The following is a 20,380-nucleotide window of genomic DNA, read 5'->3' on the forward strand; positions in this document are numbered from 1 at the left end:
TTTGCTGTGTGATAGTAGATTTTGTATCCATATTCTGCATGGCAAAATTTTGACCGCAAGGAGTTTCCAAAATGAAAATTAGCATTCAAAAATTAAATCCAAACGCCATTGTTCCAAAACCAGCTACTTCTGGAAGTGCTGGGTGCGACCTGCATGCCTGCATTACCGAAACAATTACCATCCAGCCAGGGGAGACTGTAAAAATCCCAACTGGTTTGGCAATTGCTCTGCCTACAAATAAACTGGCCGCTTTTGTATTTGCGAGAAGCGGGCTGGGAATTAAACACAATATTACCCCGGCAAACTGCGTTGGTGTGATTGATAGTGATTATCGTGGGGAATTGATTGTGGGGTTACAGAACCATTCCACAAAAGCTTTTACCGTGGAACCAAACGACCGCATTGCCCAGCTGGTTATCATGCCGGTAGAGCAGCCGGAATTTGAGGAAGTTTCCTCTTTGGATGAAACAGAACGTGGCCAAGGTGGGTTTGGCAGTACAGGCACAAAATAATTTTTAAAAGAGCGGCAAGATCATTTTTCTCGCCGCTTTTTATTCATGCAAGATAATTGATTCGCTAAATTAAACTTTAGCGAAATATTGTATACATTCGTGGTGAAATAGGGCAGAGTATTTTTATGCCCAATTTATAAACTATAGGTTTGTATTTTTAATATATTAATTTGGATATTATTAATAACTAGTTCTGTTTCCTAGTATTTTGGCATTGTTATACAAACAATTTCCATAAATTTAGGCATTTACCATAATTAAGCCTTGATTTTTAGAAAAACACTATGTTATAATAATGTATAATGTTATCTAACAAGAGTTTTGTTCATATTATATTCATATTAAAGCAATCAAATTTACATTACTAAGGTGAATTTTACAATTCGAGAGAATATAATAGGATTTGACATTTTTCGTTATTATATTGTTTGGAAAAAGACGCGCTTGATGCGTTACATAAAATTGATTAGGGTTATTTTTTTCGGAGGAATGAACATTGGGAATTTACAGAGTTGGTCTTGACGTTGGCTCCACTACTATTAAATGTGTGGTATTGAATGAACAGGATAAAATGGTTTATAAATCCTATGAACGTCACCGCGCTAGAGTGCGGGAAAAAGCAACAGAATTATTAACACATATCAATGATACTATTGTAAAAGGCGACCCAGTGAGGATTTCTGTTACAGGTTCTTCTGGTTTAGGGTTATCTCAGGAAAACAATATTCCATTTGTGCAGGAGGTATACTCTACCCAGTTGGCGGTAAAACGCTATTATCCTGATACTGACGCGATTATCGAATTGGGTGGGGAAGACGCGAAAATTCTCTTTCTGTCCGGTATGCCAGAAGTTCGTATGAACGGAAGCTGTGCAGGAGGAACAGGGGCGTTTATCGACCAGATGGCAATCTTGCTAGGGGTTGATTTGGATGAATTTGACCGCCTCTCCCTAGATTATGAAAAGCTGTACACCATTGCTTCCCGCTGTGGTGTATTCGCCAAATCGGATATCCAGCCTTTGATCAACCAAGGTGCCAAAAAGAATGACCTGGCGGCAAGTATTTTCCAGGCAGTTGTTAGCCAAACGATTGGTGGTCTGGCACAAGGCAGAGAAATCGAAGGAAAGATTGTTTTTTTAGGTGGTCCATTGACCTTCTTTCAAGGGTTGCGCGCCCGTTTTGTGGATACTTTAGGACTGGATGAAGAACATGCTATTTTCCCGGAAAACGGCCAGTACTTTATTGCATTGGGAGCAGCAGTATATTCCGAAAACTTGGATACTTGCCAGTTATCTGATATTATTACTTCTTTAAAAAAAGAACGGAAAAAGAATGTACAGACCACATTGGAGCCTTTATTTCGGGATCAAGCGGAATATGAGTCATTTCTGGAACGCCAGAACCAGATTAAAATCAATTATGTGGATTTGGCAACCTACCAGGGAGATGCTTACCTGGGTGTAGACGCTGGTTCCACCACTACAAAGATTGTGTTAATCACTCCAGATGGGGGTATTTTATACCAGAAATATTGTTCCAACAGTGGGAACGCCGTGCCAATTGTTCGGGACGCTATTATGGAGATTTACCAAACCATGGGGGATGGGGTTACCATCAAAGGTAGTGCAGTTACTGGTTACGGGGAAGAACTGATCCAGCACGCCTTTAAACTGGATTTTGGTCTGGTGGAGACAGTGGCGCATTTTAACGCAGCAAAATATTTTATGCCAAATGTTGATTTTATCATCGACATCGGTGGGCAGGATATGAAATGCTTTAAACTGAAAAACAATGCGGTGGATAGCATTATGTTAAACGAAGCGTGTTCTTCCGGCTGTGGTTCCTTCCTGGAAACCTTCGCTACAGCTTTGGGTTACACAGTAGAAGAATTTGCGAAACAAGGGTTGTTTGCCGAAACGCCAGTTGATTTGGGTTCCCGTTGTACCGTATTTATGAACTCCTCTGTGAAACAGGCACAAAAAGAAGGGGCAACAGTAGCGGATATTTCCGCCGGTTTGTCCATCAGTATCGTGAAAAATGCGGTTTATAAAGTAATCCGTGCCAATTCCCCAAAAGACCTGGGACAAAATATCGTGGTGCAGGGGGGAACCTTTTTAAATGACGCTGTACTCCGTGCGTTTGAAAAAGAACTAGGGGTTAATGTAATCCGCACCCCAATTTCCGGTTTGATGGGAGCTTACGGTTGTGCGTTGTACGCCATGCACAATACTTCCGGGGCGTCTACTACTCTGGATTTACAAGGGCTGCAAAACTTTACCCACAACGTAACAGCTACCACCTGTAAGGGTTGTGAAAACCACTGCCGCTTGACCATCAATAAATTCTCCGATGGGGAAACTTTTATTTCTGGAAATAAGTGCGACCGCTTTACTGGAAACAGCAAATTCCAAATTGAATATGACGCATTTGAATATAAATACAATTACTTAACATCCCTTCCAACCAAGCCGGGAAGCCGTGGGAAAATTGGTATCCCAATGGCGTTGAATATGTACGAGAATCTGCCATTCTGGAATGCCTTTTTCAACGAACTGGGGTTTGAGGTTGTCCTTTCCCCTCGTTCCAATCGGGAACTCTATGTTAAAGGTCAGCATACCATCCCTTCGGATACTGTATGCTATCCGGCCAAACTGGTTCATGGTCACATTGAAGCTCTGTTGGATATGGGGATTACCACGATTTTCTACCCTTGTATGACTTATAACTTTGACGAAGGAATCAGTGATAATCATTATAACTGTCCGGTTGTTGCTTATTATCCAGAAGTTATCCAGGCAAATGTAGCAAGGATGCAGGATGTTACCTTTATTATGGATTATGTAGGGGTTGACCGCCGCAAGGACTTTACGAAACACGCTTATCAGATCTTCAACCAGTACTTTAAAGTCAGCAAAGACGAAATCAAACGTGCTTGTGATGCAGCTTATACCGCTTATGAAAAATTCCGTCAGGATATGGCTGCTTATGCGAAAGAAGCACTGGCTTACGCGGAACAGAACAACTATCCTGTCATAATCTTAGCAGGTAGGCCATACCATATTGACCCAGAAATCAACCATGGCATCAATCGCCTCATTACCGGCTACGGTGCGGTTGTGTTGACGGAGGATTCGATTATTTCCCAGGAAGACCATCCAAAAACTGGCGTCTGGAACCAGTGGACCTACCATGCTCGCCTGTATGCGGCAACCGAAGAAGTGGCGAAACACGACAATATGAATTTGATTCAACTGGTATCCTTTGGTTGTGGAGTAGATGCCATTACTACCGACGAAGTCCGCTCCTTGTTGGAGAGCCAAGGCAAACTGTATACCCAGATTAAGATTGATGAGATTAACAACCTGGGTGCGACCAAAATCCGTATCAGAAGCTTGTTCGCTGCAATTGAAGAAAGGAAACACGGAGGTTAATCTATGGCAAAATTAGTATATGATAAAAACGGGAGGCTCCTGTTTACCAAAGAGATGAAATCCGAATACAAGCTGTTAATCCCTAATATGCTTCCAGTCCATTTCAGCTTGATTCAGAATATTTTACAAAACGAAGGCTATAACTGTGAACTGTTGACCAACTCTGGTCCAAATGTGGTGCAGGAAGGCTTACAGTATGTACATAATGATACTTGTTACCCTTGTTTGCTAGTAGTGGGGCAGTTTATCGATGCGTTGAAAAGCGGAAAATATGACCCTAACCGCACTGCGCTGTTTATCACGCAAACAGGGGGAGGATGCCGTGCTTCCAACTATATCCATCTGTTGCGGAAAGCCTTGAAAAAAGCGGGGTTCCCACAGGTTCCGGTGGTTTCTGTCAGTTTTGGTATGGAGAAAAATCCGGGTTTTTCCTTGACCATTAGCCTGATTCAAAAATTGGTTTCCGCCTTGATGTATGGGGATATGCTCATGCTGTTATCCAACCAACTCCGTCCTTATGAAGTCATCCAAGGGCAAACAGATGAAAAAGTACAGCAGTGGGTAAAACGATTAACAGACCAATACCGCCACAGCAACGGTTTTGGCAAAAAGCCAATGAAAGCTAACTTTGATGCTATGGTAAAGGATTTTTCCAATGTGGTAATTGAAAAAACCAACAAAGTAAAAGTTGGTATTGTAGGGGAAATTTATGTAAAATACTCTCCATTAGCAAACAATAACTTGGAAAAATTTCTGTTTGATGAAGGGGCAGAGGTTGTTGTTCCAGGTCTGATGGATTTTATCATCTTTAAAGTGGATAACCGTATTGTGGATATTGACCTATATGGCGGCAGCAAATTAAAATATTTTGTAGTGACAAAATTCAAAAAATACCTATTGGAAGTGCAAAAAATTTTTATTGACAGCATTGCCGCTTGCGATAAATTCCAGGCTCCTGCAGATTTTGAAACCATTAAAAAGATGGTAAAACCATACATTGGTTATGGAAATAAAATGGGGGAAGGCTGGCTGTTAACTGCTGAAATGGTAGAACTTATCCACAGCGGTACTGAAAACGTGGTTTGTACTCAGCCTTTTGGCTGTTTGCCAAACCATATTGCTGGGAAAGGGATGATCCGTAAAATCCGTAACCACAACCCGAACGCCAATATTGTAGCAATTGATTATGATCCTGGTGCAACCAAGGTAAATCAGGAAAACCGTTTAAAACTCATGCTCTCCACTGCGAAAGACGCATTAAAAGAAAAGGAGCAAAAACAACAGATTTCCGCAAAAACCAAACAAGCACAACCTGTTTGATCGTGGTAGGGATGATTCACCGTGTTTTTCCCATGGTGGGTCATTCTTATCTTTTTGCTGGTATCCACTGCTTTAATTTTATTGAAAAGAAACAATATATGCCAGTACAAAAGGGTCGTTATAGTTCTTTTCAATAAAAACAGACATCCTTTACTTGAAAAAAAGAAAAAATAGCAGTATAATATTATTATCTTACAAAAAGGGGAATACTTCTCATGGCGGACTTTGGAATGAAAATAAGGGTCATTAAAAATATATCCCAAGGCACAAAGGATATTGTAGCTGCAAGGTGCAGGTTAAAGGATATCAAAGAAAAGCTAGATTTTAGCAACGCTTTAGCACTTTGTCATGGGGATGTGTGTGACCTAATCTATGCCAGTGATTTGGCACAAAAAGCCGCTGGGGTCACTGTGTTTGAAATTGCAGGAAATTGCCCGCAGCATTTAACCTGCCTTGGCATCTTAGGAGATGTAGCCGCTGTGGAAGAAGCAGTGAGAAGAATCCGAGAGGGTTTATAATCTATTCAGTTGATTTATAATAATATCGGAAAATAACAACTGATTCAATCGTGATTGCAAATCATACATTTTTATTTCCACCATATGGTGTTCTTTTTAAAAGGAAATGATGTTATGAAAGAAATTAAAATTGAACAATGCCCCTATTGTGGGGGAACTGATTTTATCAAAGGCTATGGGGTACAGGCGATTTCTGGTTCTAGCAAAGTAGCGAATTCTTGGAACCTGAGTAATTTGGTGTACACCGTCTGTAAAGATTGTGGCAGTATTGTCCATACTCAGGTAGAAAAATTGGACCGCCTGATTTCTTCTCAGCAAGAGCTTGAATTTGAATAAGAATTAAAATTCGTTGTAAGGTTATTACAACGGATTTTTTTATGCTACTATCTTTAAGTGAAAACGGAAATAAATATAATTCATTTTTTAAACAAACCGTTTACAGTAGCTACATTGATTTAAAAGGTGCCAGATAAAACAAATAAGCAGAAAAAACAGCATAGCCATTAAATAGAATCTATACTGCTTAATTGGAAATTTGTTTGTAAACCGACATCCTTATATTTACAGTGAGAGAAACACAAGAGCATATTCCGAATATCTATAAGAGGATTAATAATAAGGAATTTTTAGAACTTGTGAATACATTTCTCAGCTATCAGAGACTGCATTAACATGATATGACATGTGCTGATATACCCTGCATATGAAATACCCCCGGCTTTGCCGGGGGTATTTATTTTGGTTTTATCCCATACCATTCCTTTTTAGGAGTGGTATTAGGTAACAGGGATACATTTTAAAATTATGGAATTTTAATTAGTCACAGCAGCAATCATTGTTGTTGCCATATCCACTACCATTACCACCGCAGCAGCAGAAGATCAGGATTAAAATGATAATCCACCAACAACAGTTACCGCCAAAGAAACCATTTCCACCAAAATTATTGTTACAACAAGCCATAAAAAATGCCTCCTTAATTTGAATTACACCTTATACTATGTAAACCCTGTTTTAGGTGTTACACAAAATAAAATACAAGATAATAAAAGAAAAAGAATGATTTTATTAGAATAAATTAGTATAAGAGAGATAATTTAAAATAACAATAAAAATATTTTTTTATTCTGCGATATATGCAGAGGAAATATATAAATGTATTCCATATGTATTATTAACTATACAATAACGGAAACGAAGAATCTGTAATGACAAAAAATTGAGTTTATGATATAATGGAAACCAATAAGAAGTTACAATGAAACTGTAAAATAGAAAATAGAAACCGATACAAAGGGGAAGTTAAAATGAATAAAAGCAAAAAAGCAGTGGCTATCGTAGTGGCTGCTTTATGTATGGGGTTAATGATTACGGGCTGTGGAAAGCAAGAGGGAAGTCTCCAGGAATCTGCTTCCCAGATGTCTTCTGAACCAGAATCTTCTCATAAATCCATTCAGGAAGAATTGGCAGAACAGTATGGTGTTTCTACACAGGCAATCCAGAATATTTATGATGCCTGTGCCGCAGTGGGTATGGTAACCGAAAATATGGAGTTTACTACAACAGAAACTTTGGAAAATGGGAATAAATCATTTACAATTATTTATGAGGAAAATGAATTTAAGGCATACCTTTATCCAGATGAAACGGTATGTGAAGTAGATAGCGGTAATAACGAAATTGTTTTCTATCAAGATGGTACCGTGTGGGAACAGGTGGAAGACAGAATCGTTACCATTGCACAAAAAGAGACTTTGATGGAGCAAAGCCAGGAAGTAGTAAAAGAATACTTGTTTTATCCAGAGACAGCTGTATTTTCATCAGACCGAAAAGATTGGACTATTACTACTAGTGGAACCTCTTATCAGGTAATTGGCCATGTGAATTGTAACGATGATGCTGGGAACCAGGCAACCAGTGAGTTTGATCTCACCTATATGTGGGATGGAAGCGAAGATACCAAGCCAATTGCCACATCAGTAATGATTGATGGACAGAAAATGGAATAAGTGGTGTGATTATGGAGAGAAAAGTTATGGGCTTTTTATATACCAACAAGTTTGATATTATCTCCCATAAAACTGGGGAAACCATTATTCAAATTATCAATCGGAATACAGTCCCTGTTACTAGAGATCCTTTCCGAATATACAGTTCCAATCCTTATGATAATTTTTTGTATTATGGAAAATCATATTGGAATGGTTTTTGTGTTTCACCGGTTTCAGAATCCTTTTTTCAAGTCTATTTCCCACCGAATATTATAGGGGTATTGGATCGAAAAGAAGACAAAACGATTTTACACATTACCATGAAGTTAGACCGTTTTGCTAAGATTTTTTTAGCATTGATTACAGCTGGTTCTCTCTTGTTTTTCCTTCTTCTCATTACTGTTATGAAGTGCGATATTTTATTAAGTATCAAATTGCCTGCTATGGTGTTAGCCTTTCATATAATAGCGCAGATCATTTTCCGAATACAAATAAAAAAATACTGACTAGGTTATTGGAATAATTTTGATATCTAATGCTATTTGAGGAAAAGAAGGTGGATGATATGAAATTTTTACCAAAGAGTAAATTTGATATTGTTTCCCATAAAAGCCCGGAAACAATTTTGAAAATTATCCAGAGTAATACTACATCCAGTAACCCCAATAAATCTGGTTTTCCCAAATTAAATTATGGGACTCCTTATTATGGGGAACTGTATCGGAACGGTTTTCATATTACTCCGGTTCCGGTGGTTCGGAACAGTTTCTTACCGGATATTTATGGAATTATTGAGCCGAAAGAAGGAAAAACTATGATACATATTACGATGCGGCTCAAATCTTATGTAACGATTTTTCTGGTGTTTTTTACAGCTTTTGCGTGTTTGTTCTTTCTCATAGGCTGTGCGGTGAAGAGTATAGAGCTAATAATTGGACCGCTTGGTTTGATCCTATGTGCCCATTTTATGACCCAATTATTTTTTCGGACGGAAATTAATAGCAATAAAGAACTGTTAACCCGTTTGTTGGTCGATTAATTTACGGAGCAAGAAAAAGTCAAACTGTTTTTTGACCTTTCGTTTGGTCAAAGAATGGTTTGACTTTTCTTTTTTATGGTAATCTAATATTTATTTTAAAAGGGCAATGCCGAATTTTCGGTAGTTTGTAGATTTTGCTGCAAGTTTAAATTTCATTCAATTAATAAAAAGCTTAAAATAAAAGAAAAAAATAGATTTCATTTGAAAATCGTAGAATACAAGAGATATTTTTGATTTTTAGAGAAAAATAAATTGATTTTTGACTTTAGTTGACTTTGACTTTAACTGACTTTAAAGGTATAATAAAGTCAAAGATCAGGAAAAGTCAAACGAGGTGAATCAAATGAATATCACAGATATGATTGCTGAAACAATCCAGCAGCTATTAGATCAGGAAGGCGGGGCCACTAGGATTAAACGGAACGAACTTGCCGAGGAACTAGGCTGTGTTCCAAGCCAGATTAACTATGTTATCACCTCCCGGTTTACTCCCGAGCAGGGGTATATTATAGAAAGTAAGCGAGGCGGCGGAGGTTATATCAAAATTATGAGAGTAAAACCTTCCCAACGCGATGTGATGATGCACCTGATTAACTCGGTGGGGAACACATTGGATGAACATTCTGCAAGAATTATTTTACAAAACCTGTGTTGCGACAAGTTATTAACCCAAAAAGAGGCTAAAATAATAATGTCCGCCATCAGCGAGAATACTTACAAAAACTTGGTTCCAGTGGAATATCGACCAAGAGTACGGGCCAGGTTATTTAAAACAATGTTATTGAATGCAATGGACTGATAAAGGAGGTCTTATTTATGCTTTGCCAAAAATGCCAGAAAAAAGAAGCTACAACTTATTATCAAGAAACTGTAAACGGAAAAACAACGACTTTACACCTATGTGAAGATTGTGCAAAAGAACTAGGAATTGGAATGGGAGGTTTTTCAGGATTTAATATGAATGATATTTTTTCCGGTTTCCTAACCAATGCCTTTGGAACTCCAACCATTGGTACCCGCAAAACTTGTAGCAAATGCCATTCCACTTGGGATGATATCGTAAGGTTGGGACGGATGGGATGCGATGAATGTTACCATACATTTGAAAAAGAATTGCTTCCTACACTGGAAAATATCCATGGAAAAACAAAGCATGTTGGAAAAGTTTCTAATGCTGCGGGTATGGAATACAAGAAAAAAGTGGAACTTGACCAGTTAAAAGCCCAGATGCAAAAGGCAGTAGAACAGGAAGAGTTTGAAAAAGCCGCTGAATTAAGAGACCAGATTAAACAGCTGGAACAGGAATTGGAACAGTAAGGAGTGAATCTATATGACAGCGTTAAAACAATGGTATTTCAAAAATGGCACACAATCCAATCTGATTCCAAGTACCCGGATCAGATTAGCCAGAAATTTGAAACAATTTCCTTTTGAGGATAGAATGACAATCGACCAACAAAACCAATTGTCCAAACTGGTACAACAAGCCTTGGAACAGCTTCAAATGGGAGAGAATAAATTCCGATATCTAAAACTTTCGGATATGAGTGAAAAGGAAATTTATTCTTTGCTGGAAAAACATCTAATTAGCCTGGATTTAAGTCGAAATACGAAAACAGGTTTTGTAGCAATCTCAGAGGATGACAGTATTAGCATTATGGTCAATGAAGAAGACCATATCCGGATTCAAGTACTTTCTACTGGTTTTGACCTAGAACATACGCTAGACCTTGCCAATAAAATTGATGATTATTTTGACCATGAACTGGATTACGCTTTTGATCCAAAGTTAGGATTTTTAACCGCTTGCCCAACTAATTTGGGGACAGGGATGCGTGCATCTGTCATGATTCATCTTCCAGCACTAAAACAGTTTAATGCCATCCAACAATTATCTAATAATCTTGGAAAGCTTGGTATGACCATCCGTGGAAGCTTTGGCGAAGGGACTAACGTTCAAGGGGACATGTATACCATTTCCAATCAGGTTACACTGGGAATTTCGGAACAGAATGCAATTCAAAATTTGGAAAATATTGCTAAACAGATTATAGAAAAAGAACAGAATGCCCGTAACCAGTTAAAGGATAACGATGGATTTTTGGATGCTATCTGGAGAAGTTACGCAATTTTAAAATATGCCAAATTAATTTCTGGTGAAGAATGCAGTCAGTTATTATCCTCCGTCCGTTTAGGTGTTTCCATGGGAATTTTAACGGATATTTCTCTAGAACAAATCAATGAGATTACTGCTTACTATATGCCATCATCTTTGTGCTTGTACTATAAAAAGGATTTAGATGCCCATCAAAGAGACGCTGCCCGTGCCCAAATGGTACAACAGATTCTTACCAAATAGATGATACCGTTAATATAAATAGATCACCAAAAAATAAAGGAGGTCATTATTATGTATGTATTTAATGGATTTACCGAAAAAGCAAATAAGGCATTAAATGATGCCATCTCTATTTCAGGAAAATTAGGCCATACCTGTGTAGGTACAGAACACCTGCTGTACGGTTTGGCTTGCGGAGATAGCGTTGCCGCCACCCTTCTTCATGAAAAGGGGATTACAGAGGATTCTGTTCAACAAAAATTAACCGAAGCTATTGGAAAAGGAATTTCTAGTCAGATGACGCCAAATGACTTTACCCCAAGAGTAAAACGGATTTTGGAACGTTCTATCCGAGAAGCTAGACAGTTGGGCCATAGTTATGTGGGGACAGAACATATCTTGATTGCTCTGTTGAATGAGCAGGATAGTTATGGTGTCCTGTTTATGCAGGAAATGGGTGCTAATCCTTCCGAACTATATAACCAGTGTGTTGAGGAAATTTCCAATGGGCCAATCAATGCAGAGGGTGGAAACCCCTACCAACAGGGTGGTGCTTCTTCTAGTAATGGAAAATCTTCTGGCGTGTTGGATAAATATGGCCATGATTTAACAAAAATGGCTAAGGATGGAGAAATTGACCCAGTAATTGGACGTCAGGAAGAAATTGAACGTGTTATCCAGATTTTATCCAGACGTACCAAAAATAATCCTTGTTTAATTGGGGAACCTGGCGTTGGTAAAACAGCAATTGCAGAAGGTCTCGCTCAAAAAATTGTTTTAGGGGAAGTACCAGAAATCTTGAAAGATAAACGTGTTGTTTCCCTGGATTTAACTGCTATGTTGGCAGGCGCGAAATACCGTGGTGATTTTGAGGAACGTATTAAAGGCGCTCTGGACGAAGTGGCAAAATCCAAAAACACCATTTTGTTCATTGATGAATTGCATACCATTGTAGGGGCTGGTGCGGCAGAAGGCGCTGTAGATGCTGCAAATATCCTGAAGCCACAATTGGCGAGAGGGGAACTACAAGTAATTGGTGCCACTACCATTGATGAATACCACAAATACATCGAAAAAGATGCTGCTTTGGAACGTCGTTTCCAACCAGTTACTGTATCAGAGCCTTCCCAAGAAGATGCCGTTAAAATTTTGATGGGGCTGCGGGATAAATATGAAGCCCACCATAAAGTAAAAATCACAGATGAAGCTATTAAAGCTGCTGTGCAGATGTCATCTCGTTATATCACCGACCGTTTCTTGCCTGACAAGGCAATTGATTTAATTGATGAAGCAGCATCAAGAGTAAGGTTAAAAGCCTTTACAGCTCCAAACAATGTAAAAGACCTGGAAAATGAAATTAAACGGATAAAAGAAGAGATGTCCGCAGCGGTAAACACCCAGGATTTTGAAACTGCAGCGAAACTCCGTGACCAAGAAAAAGAGCTGAAAAACAAGCTGGAAACAGAAAAATCTCAGTGGCAGGAAAAGAATGCTCGTGTTACTGGCGAGGTAGGTCAGGAAGAAATTGCAGAAATCGTTGCTAGCTGGACTGGTATCCCTGTCAAGCAGTTAAACCAGACAGAAAGTGAACGTCTTTTACACATGGAGGACATCCTTCATAAACGTGTTATCGGCCAAGATGAAGCAGTTACCGCTGTTGCCAAAGCCATCCGCCGTGGCCGTGTTGGATTAAAAGATCCAAAACGTCCAATCGGTTCATTTATCTTCCTGGGGCCAACTGGTGTTGGTAAAACCGAATTGTGTAAAGCCCTGGCAGAATCCCTTTTCGGGGATGAAAATGCGATGATTCGTCTTGATATGTCCGAATACATGGAGAAACACTCGGTATCCAGAATGGTTGGTTCTCCTCCAGGATATGTTGGATTTGATGAGGGTGGCCAGCTAACCGACAGTATTCGCCGTCATCCATATTCCGTAGTACTGTTTGACGAAATCGAAAAAGCTCATCCAGATGTATTCAATCTGTTGCTTCAGATTCTAGAAGATGGTATTTTAACCGATTCCCAGGGACGTCGTGTTGATTTCCGTAACGCTGTTATCATCATGACCTCCAATATTGGTGCAAGGTTTATCACGGAACACAAAAACCTTGGATTTGCGGCTGCTTCCAATGATGCAAATGCGTTATTACAAGATGATAAAAAGATTAAAAATGAAGTATTGTCTGAATTAAAACGTCATTTCCGTCCAGAATTCCTCAATCGTGTGGACGATATCATCGTGTTCCATAAACTTAACGATCAAAATATCGAAAAGATTGCAGGAAAAATGCTAGATAGCCTTGTAAAACGAGTTAACAGCCTAGAAATTTCTATGACTTATACAGAAGATGCAGTGAAAGCCATTGCGAAAAAAGGGTTTGACCCTGTTTATGGTGCTCGTCCATTGCGTCGTGCCATTACCTCTGAAATTGAAGATTTGCTTTCAGAACAAATGCTGGAAGGCAAAATGAAAGCAGGGGATACCATCCAATTGATTTATAAAAATGATGCGTTTGATTTTCTTGTGAATCCAAAAACAGAAGAAAATCCTACATCAGAAAATACAGTTGACCCTCAATCGTAATACCAATTCCACATTAGATGGGGAAACTAGCCCCAACCGGTTTTCCCATCTAGAAATGTTATAATAAAATGATACACTCCAAAAAAACAACATCTCCATTTTTAGGAGGTGTTGTTTTTTATGTCTTTAAACTTAATTTTTGCGAAAAAATACGATTAAACAGGTAATATCTTCTTAAAAATTGTATTGACAATAAAAAACTTTGCTAAAATAAGGAATGAAATTAATGTATCTAACCTCTATAAACCGGATAACCCATACTACTTTCTATGTAAATTTTTATGCATTGGTGGATTGAATATAGAATAAACTAAAAAATAACTTAATCAAAACGTAATAGCTAAAAACATTAAAAAGAAAAATAAAACCAAAAAATGTTGATATAAAATAGTTATATTGCCAAATATAGCTATTATTATTTGTCGAATATTTATATTGTTTCGCATTAGGTAATATGTTACAATTTAATAAGTAAAAAATGGGATTTATTTTTAAATAGTATCCATGTGATACCATAGTTTTTCTAATAATGCGTAGTATAAATTAGAAATACAAGCCAAATAAAGCTTGGAATGGGCGCTAATTTTTACTACATGTACTACCATATCATGTAATATTGTTATTTAAATGTGCAGCTTAAGTTGTGAAAGGAGGTTTGTAATATCATAATGCACATTGAAATAAATATGGGTATTTTTTTGATCTAATTCAAGAGATTTAATTGATTTACACATCAATGTTTTTATGAGGAGGAAAATTGAAAAATGAAGCGAAGAAGGCTTTTATCTTTAGGTTTGGTGCTGGCTATGTCAACCAGTATCCTAATAGGAAACTTTTCTACAGCAACAGCGGAAGGGGCTAGTTCAGATTTTTATAACCAATTAGTCAATCATTATACTGCTCCAGATATTGAAAACCGTACAGAAGTACGCTGGTGGATGGCAGAAGGTGCACACACAGATGAAACTTTGGAAGAAGAGGTACAAGCAATTTATGATGCTGGATTTCGTGGCATAGAGCTGTGTCAACTTGATAATGGAAATATTAATGCTGGAGACTATGGATATGGTTCTGACCAATGGAACCATGATTTTCATTTAGTGATGAACAAAGCACTTGACTTAGGAATGACATTGGGCCTGACTTCTGGAACAAACTGGAATACTACCAATGTTCCAGGATTGGATCCGGACAGCCAAGCGGCAAATCAGTGTGTATTTCAGCTAAATGAGCAGCTTACAGCGGGAACTTCCCGTACGGGGGCAATACCTACCAATGGAGACCTTCGGGAAAAAGCCACCTTTATCGGTGCCTATGCTTACAAAAAAACAGGAAACAATCCAATTACTCAGGATTATCGTGTGATTCAAACACGGGAAAACAGTTCTGACCCACATACTTTTACCATTGAAACCGATGTTATTTTGGATAAACAAAACACTGGTTTATGCTTTGGTGCAAAAGATAAAAACAACTTTTTAATGTGGCAGATTAATACCTTGGATGGAGGAAATGGTAAAGTGTTGTTACGCCCCCATGTTTGTAAAAACGGACAGTGGGTTGACACAAAAAATCTGGATGTTACAAAAGCGATTGGATATAATGCTTCAGAAATATTTGGTAAAAAAATCCATATGAAAATTGAAGTAAAAGACGGAAAAACCATTGACACCTATTTTAATGGAAGTGATACTTCCGCAGTTACATACAATATACCTACAGACAAAACTGGCGATTTTACATTGGGTAAATTAATGTTCCGCCACAATATTAAATATGCTAACGGTACAGAAGAATTGGGACGTTATGATAATATTATTGTCAAAGACGCAGCAGGAACTGTTATTTTTGAGGAGGACTTTGAAGATCCTTCTGACACCGGCTTTGATGGCGGAGAAGTAGTTGATGGAATGTTCCAAGCTGGTTTAAAACAGGTCGAAGGTGAGGTAAACTCGGCAATTGAACTTGATTCTAACAACATCATTGATGTTACTGACCAGGTTGTTCTGAATGAGGATAACCGTACCGGTACCCTTGATTGGACTGCTCCTGATAATGGCGATTATATTTTAATGTACTACTGGCAACAAGGGACTGCACAGGAATCAAAACCAGCCACGAAACCCTCCTATTGTATTAACTATTTTGATCAGGAAGGTGTAAACGCTACTAAAGAATACTGGATGGAACATGTATTAAACGATCCGGCTTTAAATGAAAAAATCAAACAAGGTGACGTCCAATTATTTATGGATTCTTTGGAATACACAACTGGAAAAGGCTTTGCAAACTGGTCGGATGATTTTGCGGAGGAATTTAAAGCCCGTAAAGGCTATGATATTACACCATATTTGATTTTGGGTGTGGGCCTTCCTCAACCAAAAGGGATTGACTGGCATCCAGAAGTTTTTGGTACTTATAATTTAGATGACGCTAACCTTGGACAACGCATCCTGAACGATTTCCATGATGTACAGACAGAGCTGTATATGGAAAATCTTTTAATTCCCTTGCGTGACTGGTTACATAAATTTGGCATTAAATTACGAGTTCAGATTTCTTATGGAAAATATCTTGAGATTTCTGAACCATCTATGGCGGTAGATTATCCAGAAACGGAACGCTATAACCAGGCAAATCAACTGGATATGTATCGTCTCTGGAGTGGTGGGGCTCATCTGGAAAATAAAATTTTATCCAGTGAAACAGGAGCGCATGCAGACTATAGCTATGCATATGACTATCAGACTTTAATGCAGGAAGCTTATGTACAATTTGCGGCTGGTGTTAGCCGAATGAACTGGCATGTTTGGACTTCCCAGTGGGCGCCAAAATCTGTTGGGATAAACTGGCCAGGATTCCAAAGTATATCCTCTCTTCCTGTTTTTGGATTACGGGAACCAGGATATAGTGAATATAAAGAATTTAATGACCATCTGGGAAGGGTACAGCAGTTGTTACGTGAAGGAAAATCCCGTACCGATATTGGCATGGTCCATATGAAATATGGTGAATTGATTTTAGCTCCTTCTGTTTCTGGTAAACAAAAGCATCAGAACTGGCTGCTCCGGCATGAAGTAATGCCTGGTTATTTCCAGTCTACTGAATTACAAGACCATGGATATACTTATGATTACTTTAGCCCAGAATTCTTTAATTCAGAAGATGTGTATTTTGATACTGAAACACAGACTTTAGAGCTAGCTGGATATAAAGCGCTTGTTTTATATGAAAACTGGCTTACTTTAGATGGAGCACAAGCAATCCTGGATTATGCAAAACAAGGCTTAAAAGTTGTCATCCAGGATAATGCAGCAGTTCAAACTCCATACAATGACGGAAACGATGAGCAGTTAAAAGCAATTATAGAAGAACTTAAAACATTACCTACTGTTAAAAGTGTAGCATCAGCGGACGATGTTTATGAAGCACTTCAAGAATTAGGTGTAGACCCTTACTCAGAATTTGCCGAGGAGAACTATCAACTATTAACCCAGGTTCGTCAGGATGGCGATAATATGTACCTTTATGCGTACAACTATTGCAATGATAAATATTGTGGAGAAAACCATACTACAGGGATGGGACATGGCTTAAACGCTCAGACCGAAATCAAAATGGATGGAACTTTTATTCCATATTATATTGATGCTTGGTCAGGTGAAGTTACGGAAGTTTCCAACTATCGCTATGAAGATGGAAAAACGGTATTCCCAATTAGCCTGGATTATGGAGATGTTGCCCTTTACGCATTTGAGCCAGTGGAACAGGAAAAACTACATGTAGTATCTACTGATGCAGACAAAACATATACGATGAATGATAAAATCGTTGTACGTGCGACGGAAAGCGGCGATTCTACTACCAAATTAAGTAATGGAACTGAGGTTCAATATACGTTTGATGTACCACAGCCATATGATATTACAAATTGGAACTTAACTGTAGAAAGTTGGACTCCTGGGGAAGAAATTTTCCGTACAGAAGAAGTGCTAGGACTGACAACTACAGAGCATACAATAGCTACTGTAAAAACAAATACAAATGTTACTTTGGATAAACTTACTACATGGGACCAAATACCCGAAATTGGAAAGAGCATTTCCGGAAAAGGGTATTATTCAGCAACATTTCATTGGGATGGAAACGCCAATGGCGCATACCTTGATTTTGGAAATCTAGTACAGTCAATGCAGCTAACAATCAACGGCAAAAAAACAGCTGATGTTAATATGAATAATCCTGTTATTGATATCTCTGATTATCTGGTTAAGGGAGAAAATACAATTGAAATGGAATATAGCTCGAATCTGACAAATGTTCAGCTTGACCGTGGTGCAATAAAAGAAAAGGAAAAAACACAAAATATGGAAGGTTATTCCGTTAAATACCGTAGTTATGGACCAACTCAAGCAAGGATCATTCCGTATGTTGAACAAACAATTAAGGTTACTTCTCCTACAGAGGTAAACAAAAATATTTTAAATTCTGTGATTACCTATGCGGAACAGGCAAAAGCAAACGGGGAATATGACAACGCAATTGAATCGGTACAAAAATCCTTTGATAAAGCGTTGGCAGATGCAAAAACAATAGCAGAAAATAGTGCGGCAACCCAAGCAGAAGTGGATGAGGCATGGCAGACCTTGTTGAATGAAATCCATAAACTGGGATTTATTGCAGGGGATAAAACAGAATTAGCAAGCTTAATCGCAGCGGCGGAAGAAATCAACAGAGAATTAGACCGTTATATGGAATCCGGCAAAGCAGAATTCATAGCAGTACTAGAAACAGCACAAACAGTATACAAGAATGGCGACGCAATGCAGGAGGAAATCAATGGAGTAGCGGATGATTTGTTAAATGCAATGTTGAACTTGCGATTCAAAGCGGATAAAAGTATTCTAGAAGAAGTAATAGAAGAAGCAAACAAGATTGATGCATCTGCATATACAACAGAGAGTTACGCAGTACTGACAACAGCAATAAATGAAGCAAAAACGGTACTGGAAAATGAAAACGCAAGTCAGGAAGAAGTAGATGCAGCAGTAACTAATGTACAGAGTGCAATGGATGGCTTAATGGTAGTAAAAGGAACAGAAAACGAAACACTAACTACCAATAACAATACTATCCAAACCGGACAGGAAAATACAACAACCAAAACCAGCGCAGCGAAAACAGGGGATTTTGCTCCAATTGCTGGAATCGCAGTGCTGGCGGTTGCAGGAATAACATTGTTTATATGCCGTAAGAACAATAATTTTTAAAGACTTTATGTTACACTAAAATATAGTCCTATAAGCAAATCAGCATCATCTATTCAATGGATGGTGCTGATTTTTGTCATATTGAATAAAAAACGGATTTTACTAGGAGTAAATCAAAAGACTGAACCAAAGACAATTTTAAATATTGTTGATAATGTTTTTTCGTATTCATGATCTCTAAAGTTGATTAGCAACTACATGCAAAATAAGAGTATAAAAAATTGAAATAATTCGAAGATATTATAGTGGGTAACAAGTAAAATTATACCACATTGAGATACCTTTGATAAAATTGGAAAATGACTGTTGATAGCAATACAACAATTCTATTAAAATTTCTTGTTTATAAATTATTAGAATGATCAAAAATAGGAATATTTCTTATTTGTTTATCAAATAGGGTTGAAAAATATTTCTAATTATGGTATAATTTAGCTAAAATTAGATAAAAGGAGGCTATTCTTATGCCAGAATTAAAAGGTAGTAAAACAGAAGCAAACTTATGGACAGCATTTGCTGGAGAATCTCAAGCAAGAAACAAATATACTTATTACGCATCCAAAGCAAAAAAAGACGGTTATGTACAAATTGCCACATTATTTGAAGAAACCGCTAACAACGAAAAAGAACATGCTAAAATCTGGTTTAAATTGCTACACGATGGAGCTATTCCAGACACTGAAACCAATCTGGCAGATGCAGCGGCAGGGGAAAACTATGAGTGGACCGATATGTACGCAAAATTTGCGGAAGAAGCGGAACAAGAAGGTTTTTCTAAAATTGCGTATTTATTCCGCGAAGTAGCAAAAATTGAGAAAGAACACGAAGAACGTTACCGTAAACTCCTTTCTAATATCGAAGAAGGTATTGTATTCTCCCGCGATGGAGATATGGTATGGCAATGCTCCAATTGTGGTCATATCCATATTGGCAAACAAGCTCCAGAGGTTTGTCCAGTTTGTGCCCATCCAAAAGCATACTTCCAATTAGTATCCAAAAATTATTAAAATACGAGGGATGAACCACAGCATCCATAATAATCAAATTAGTATAATGGTATAATTTTAAAGAACGGATGAACAGTAAATTGTTGTTCATCCGTTTTTTATAGATTGAGTAATAAAGAATTCAAATGGTTCAGATATAATGAATATAATTTAATGGGTATTATTCCGTATAAAACAAAAGGCTATTACAAATTTAGGATATATTTTTTGTCAATTATATAGGATGTATTATTACAATCAATATGTTATAATATATATAAATTTACTTAAATAATACAATATATTATTTAAAATAACTTGTTTTCAAAAATTGTAGGTTTTAATACAAGTTATTAAAATAGAATGATTCCATTTTGTAATCATAAAAAG

15 protein-coding genes are annotated in these 20,380 nt (G+C 37.8%); 14 read left to right on the top strand and 1 reads right to left on the bottom strand.

Annotated features, from left to right (window positions below; genetic code table 11):
• Positions 1–71 precede the first annotated feature (71 nt).
• From dut to H8Z77_RS03660, 5 genes are all read left to right on the top strand, one after another.
• Positions 72–512: a dUTP diphosphatase gene (gene dut, locus H8Z77_RS03640; RefSeq protein WP_069988803.1), complete on the top strand. Its 441-nt coding sequence runs from the start codon at positions 72–74 to the stop codon at positions 510–512.
• A gap of 496 nt (positions 513–1,008) precedes the next feature.
• On the top strand, positions 1,009–3,942 hold the full coding sequence (locus H8Z77_RS03645; protein ID WP_333724057.1) for an acyl-CoA dehydratase activase-related protein: 2,934 nt from the start codon (positions 1,009–1,011) through the stop codon (positions 3,940–3,942).
• A gap of 3 nt (positions 3,943–3,945) precedes the next feature.
• Positions 3,946–5,262, top strand: coding sequence for a 2-hydroxyacyl-CoA dehydratase (locus tag H8Z77_RS03650; RefSeq protein WP_186996210.1), 1,317 nt, complete (start codon positions 3,946–3,948; stop codon positions 5,260–5,262).
• Positions 5,263–5,477: 215 nt separating this feature from the next.
• Positions 5,478–5,780: a BMC domain-containing protein gene (locus H8Z77_RS03655; protein WP_083256444.1), complete on the top strand. Its 303-nt coding sequence runs from the start codon at positions 5,478–5,480 to the stop codon at positions 5,778–5,780.
• A 114-nt stretch (positions 5,781–5,894) separates the two neighbouring features.
• The gene (locus H8Z77_RS03660) at positions 5,895–6,116 is read left to right on the top strand and encodes a hypothetical protein (protein ID WP_069988806.1); all 222 of its coding nucleotides are present in this window, start codon (positions 5,895–5,897) and stop codon (positions 6,114–6,116) included.
• A gap of 480 nt (positions 6,117–6,596) precedes the next feature.
• On the opposite strand, the gene H8Z77_RS03665 is transcribed toward H8Z77_RS03660, so the two are convergent.
• Positions 6,597–6,743, bottom strand: a complete 147-nt coding sequence (locus H8Z77_RS03665; protein WP_162840611.1) for a hypothetical protein — start codon at positions 6,741–6,743, stop codon at positions 6,597–6,599.
• 344 nt (positions 6,744–7,087) lie between these two features.
• On the opposite strand from H8Z77_RS03665, the gene H8Z77_RS03670 reads away from it, so the two are divergent.
• The 9 genes from H8Z77_RS03670 (at position 7,088) to rbr (ending at position 20,011) form a co-directional block, all read left to right on the top strand.
• A complete protein-coding gene (locus H8Z77_RS03670) occupies positions 7,088–7,789 on the top strand; it encodes a hypothetical protein (protein ID WP_186996211.1) in 702 nt (233 codons plus the stop codon).
• A 26-nt stretch (positions 7,790–7,815) separates the two neighbouring features.
• A complete protein-coding gene (locus H8Z77_RS03675; protein WP_186996212.1) occupies positions 7,816–8,277 on the top strand; it encodes a hypothetical protein in 462 nt (153 codons plus the stop codon).
• Between the two features lie 59 nt (positions 8,278–8,336).
• Positions 8,337–8,810 carry a hypothetical protein gene (locus tag H8Z77_RS03680; RefSeq protein WP_186996213.1) on the top strand — a complete coding sequence of 158 codons (474 nt, stop codon included), beginning with the start codon at positions 8,337–8,339 and terminating at the stop codon, positions 8,808–8,810.
• A 343-nt stretch (positions 8,811–9,153) separates the two neighbouring features.
• A complete protein-coding gene (locus tag H8Z77_RS03685) occupies positions 9,154–9,609 on the top strand; it encodes a CtsR family transcriptional regulator (protein WP_069988810.1) in 456 nt (151 codons plus the stop codon).
• A gap of 17 nt (positions 9,610–9,626) precedes the next feature.
• Positions 9,627–10,127, top strand: a complete 501-nt coding sequence (locus H8Z77_RS03690; protein ID WP_186996214.1) for a UvrB/UvrC motif-containing protein — start codon at positions 9,627–9,629, stop codon at positions 10,125–10,127.
• 13 nt (positions 10,128–10,140) lie between these two features.
• Entirely contained in the window at positions 10,141–11,169 is a 1,029-nt protein-coding gene (locus H8Z77_RS03695) for a protein arginine kinase (RefSeq protein ID WP_069988812.1), read from the top strand.
• Between the two features lie 51 nt (positions 11,170–11,220).
• Positions 11,221–13,734: an ATP-dependent Clp protease ATP-binding subunit gene (locus H8Z77_RS03700; protein ID WP_069988813.1), complete on the top strand. Its 2,514-nt coding sequence runs from the start codon at positions 11,221–11,223 to the stop codon at positions 13,732–13,734.
• A 764-nt stretch (positions 13,735–14,498) separates the two neighbouring features.
• Positions 14,499–19,004 carry a glycosyl hydrolase gene (locus H8Z77_RS03705; RefSeq protein ID WP_186996215.1) on the top strand — a complete coding sequence of 1,502 codons (4,506 nt, stop codon included), beginning with the start codon at positions 14,499–14,501 and terminating at the stop codon, positions 19,002–19,004.
• A 464-nt stretch (positions 19,005–19,468) separates the two neighbouring features.
• On the top strand, positions 19,469–20,011 hold the full coding sequence (rbr, locus tag H8Z77_RS03710) for a rubrerythrin (RefSeq protein ID WP_069988816.1): 543 nt from the start codon (positions 19,469–19,471) through the stop codon (positions 20,009–20,011).
• Positions 20,012–20,380 lie beyond the last annotated feature (369 nt).

This window comes from Clostridium facile, assembly GCF_014297275.1.
Lineage (GTDB): Bacteria > Bacillota > Clostridia > Oscillospirales > Ruminococcaceae > Massilioclostridium > Massilioclostridium facile.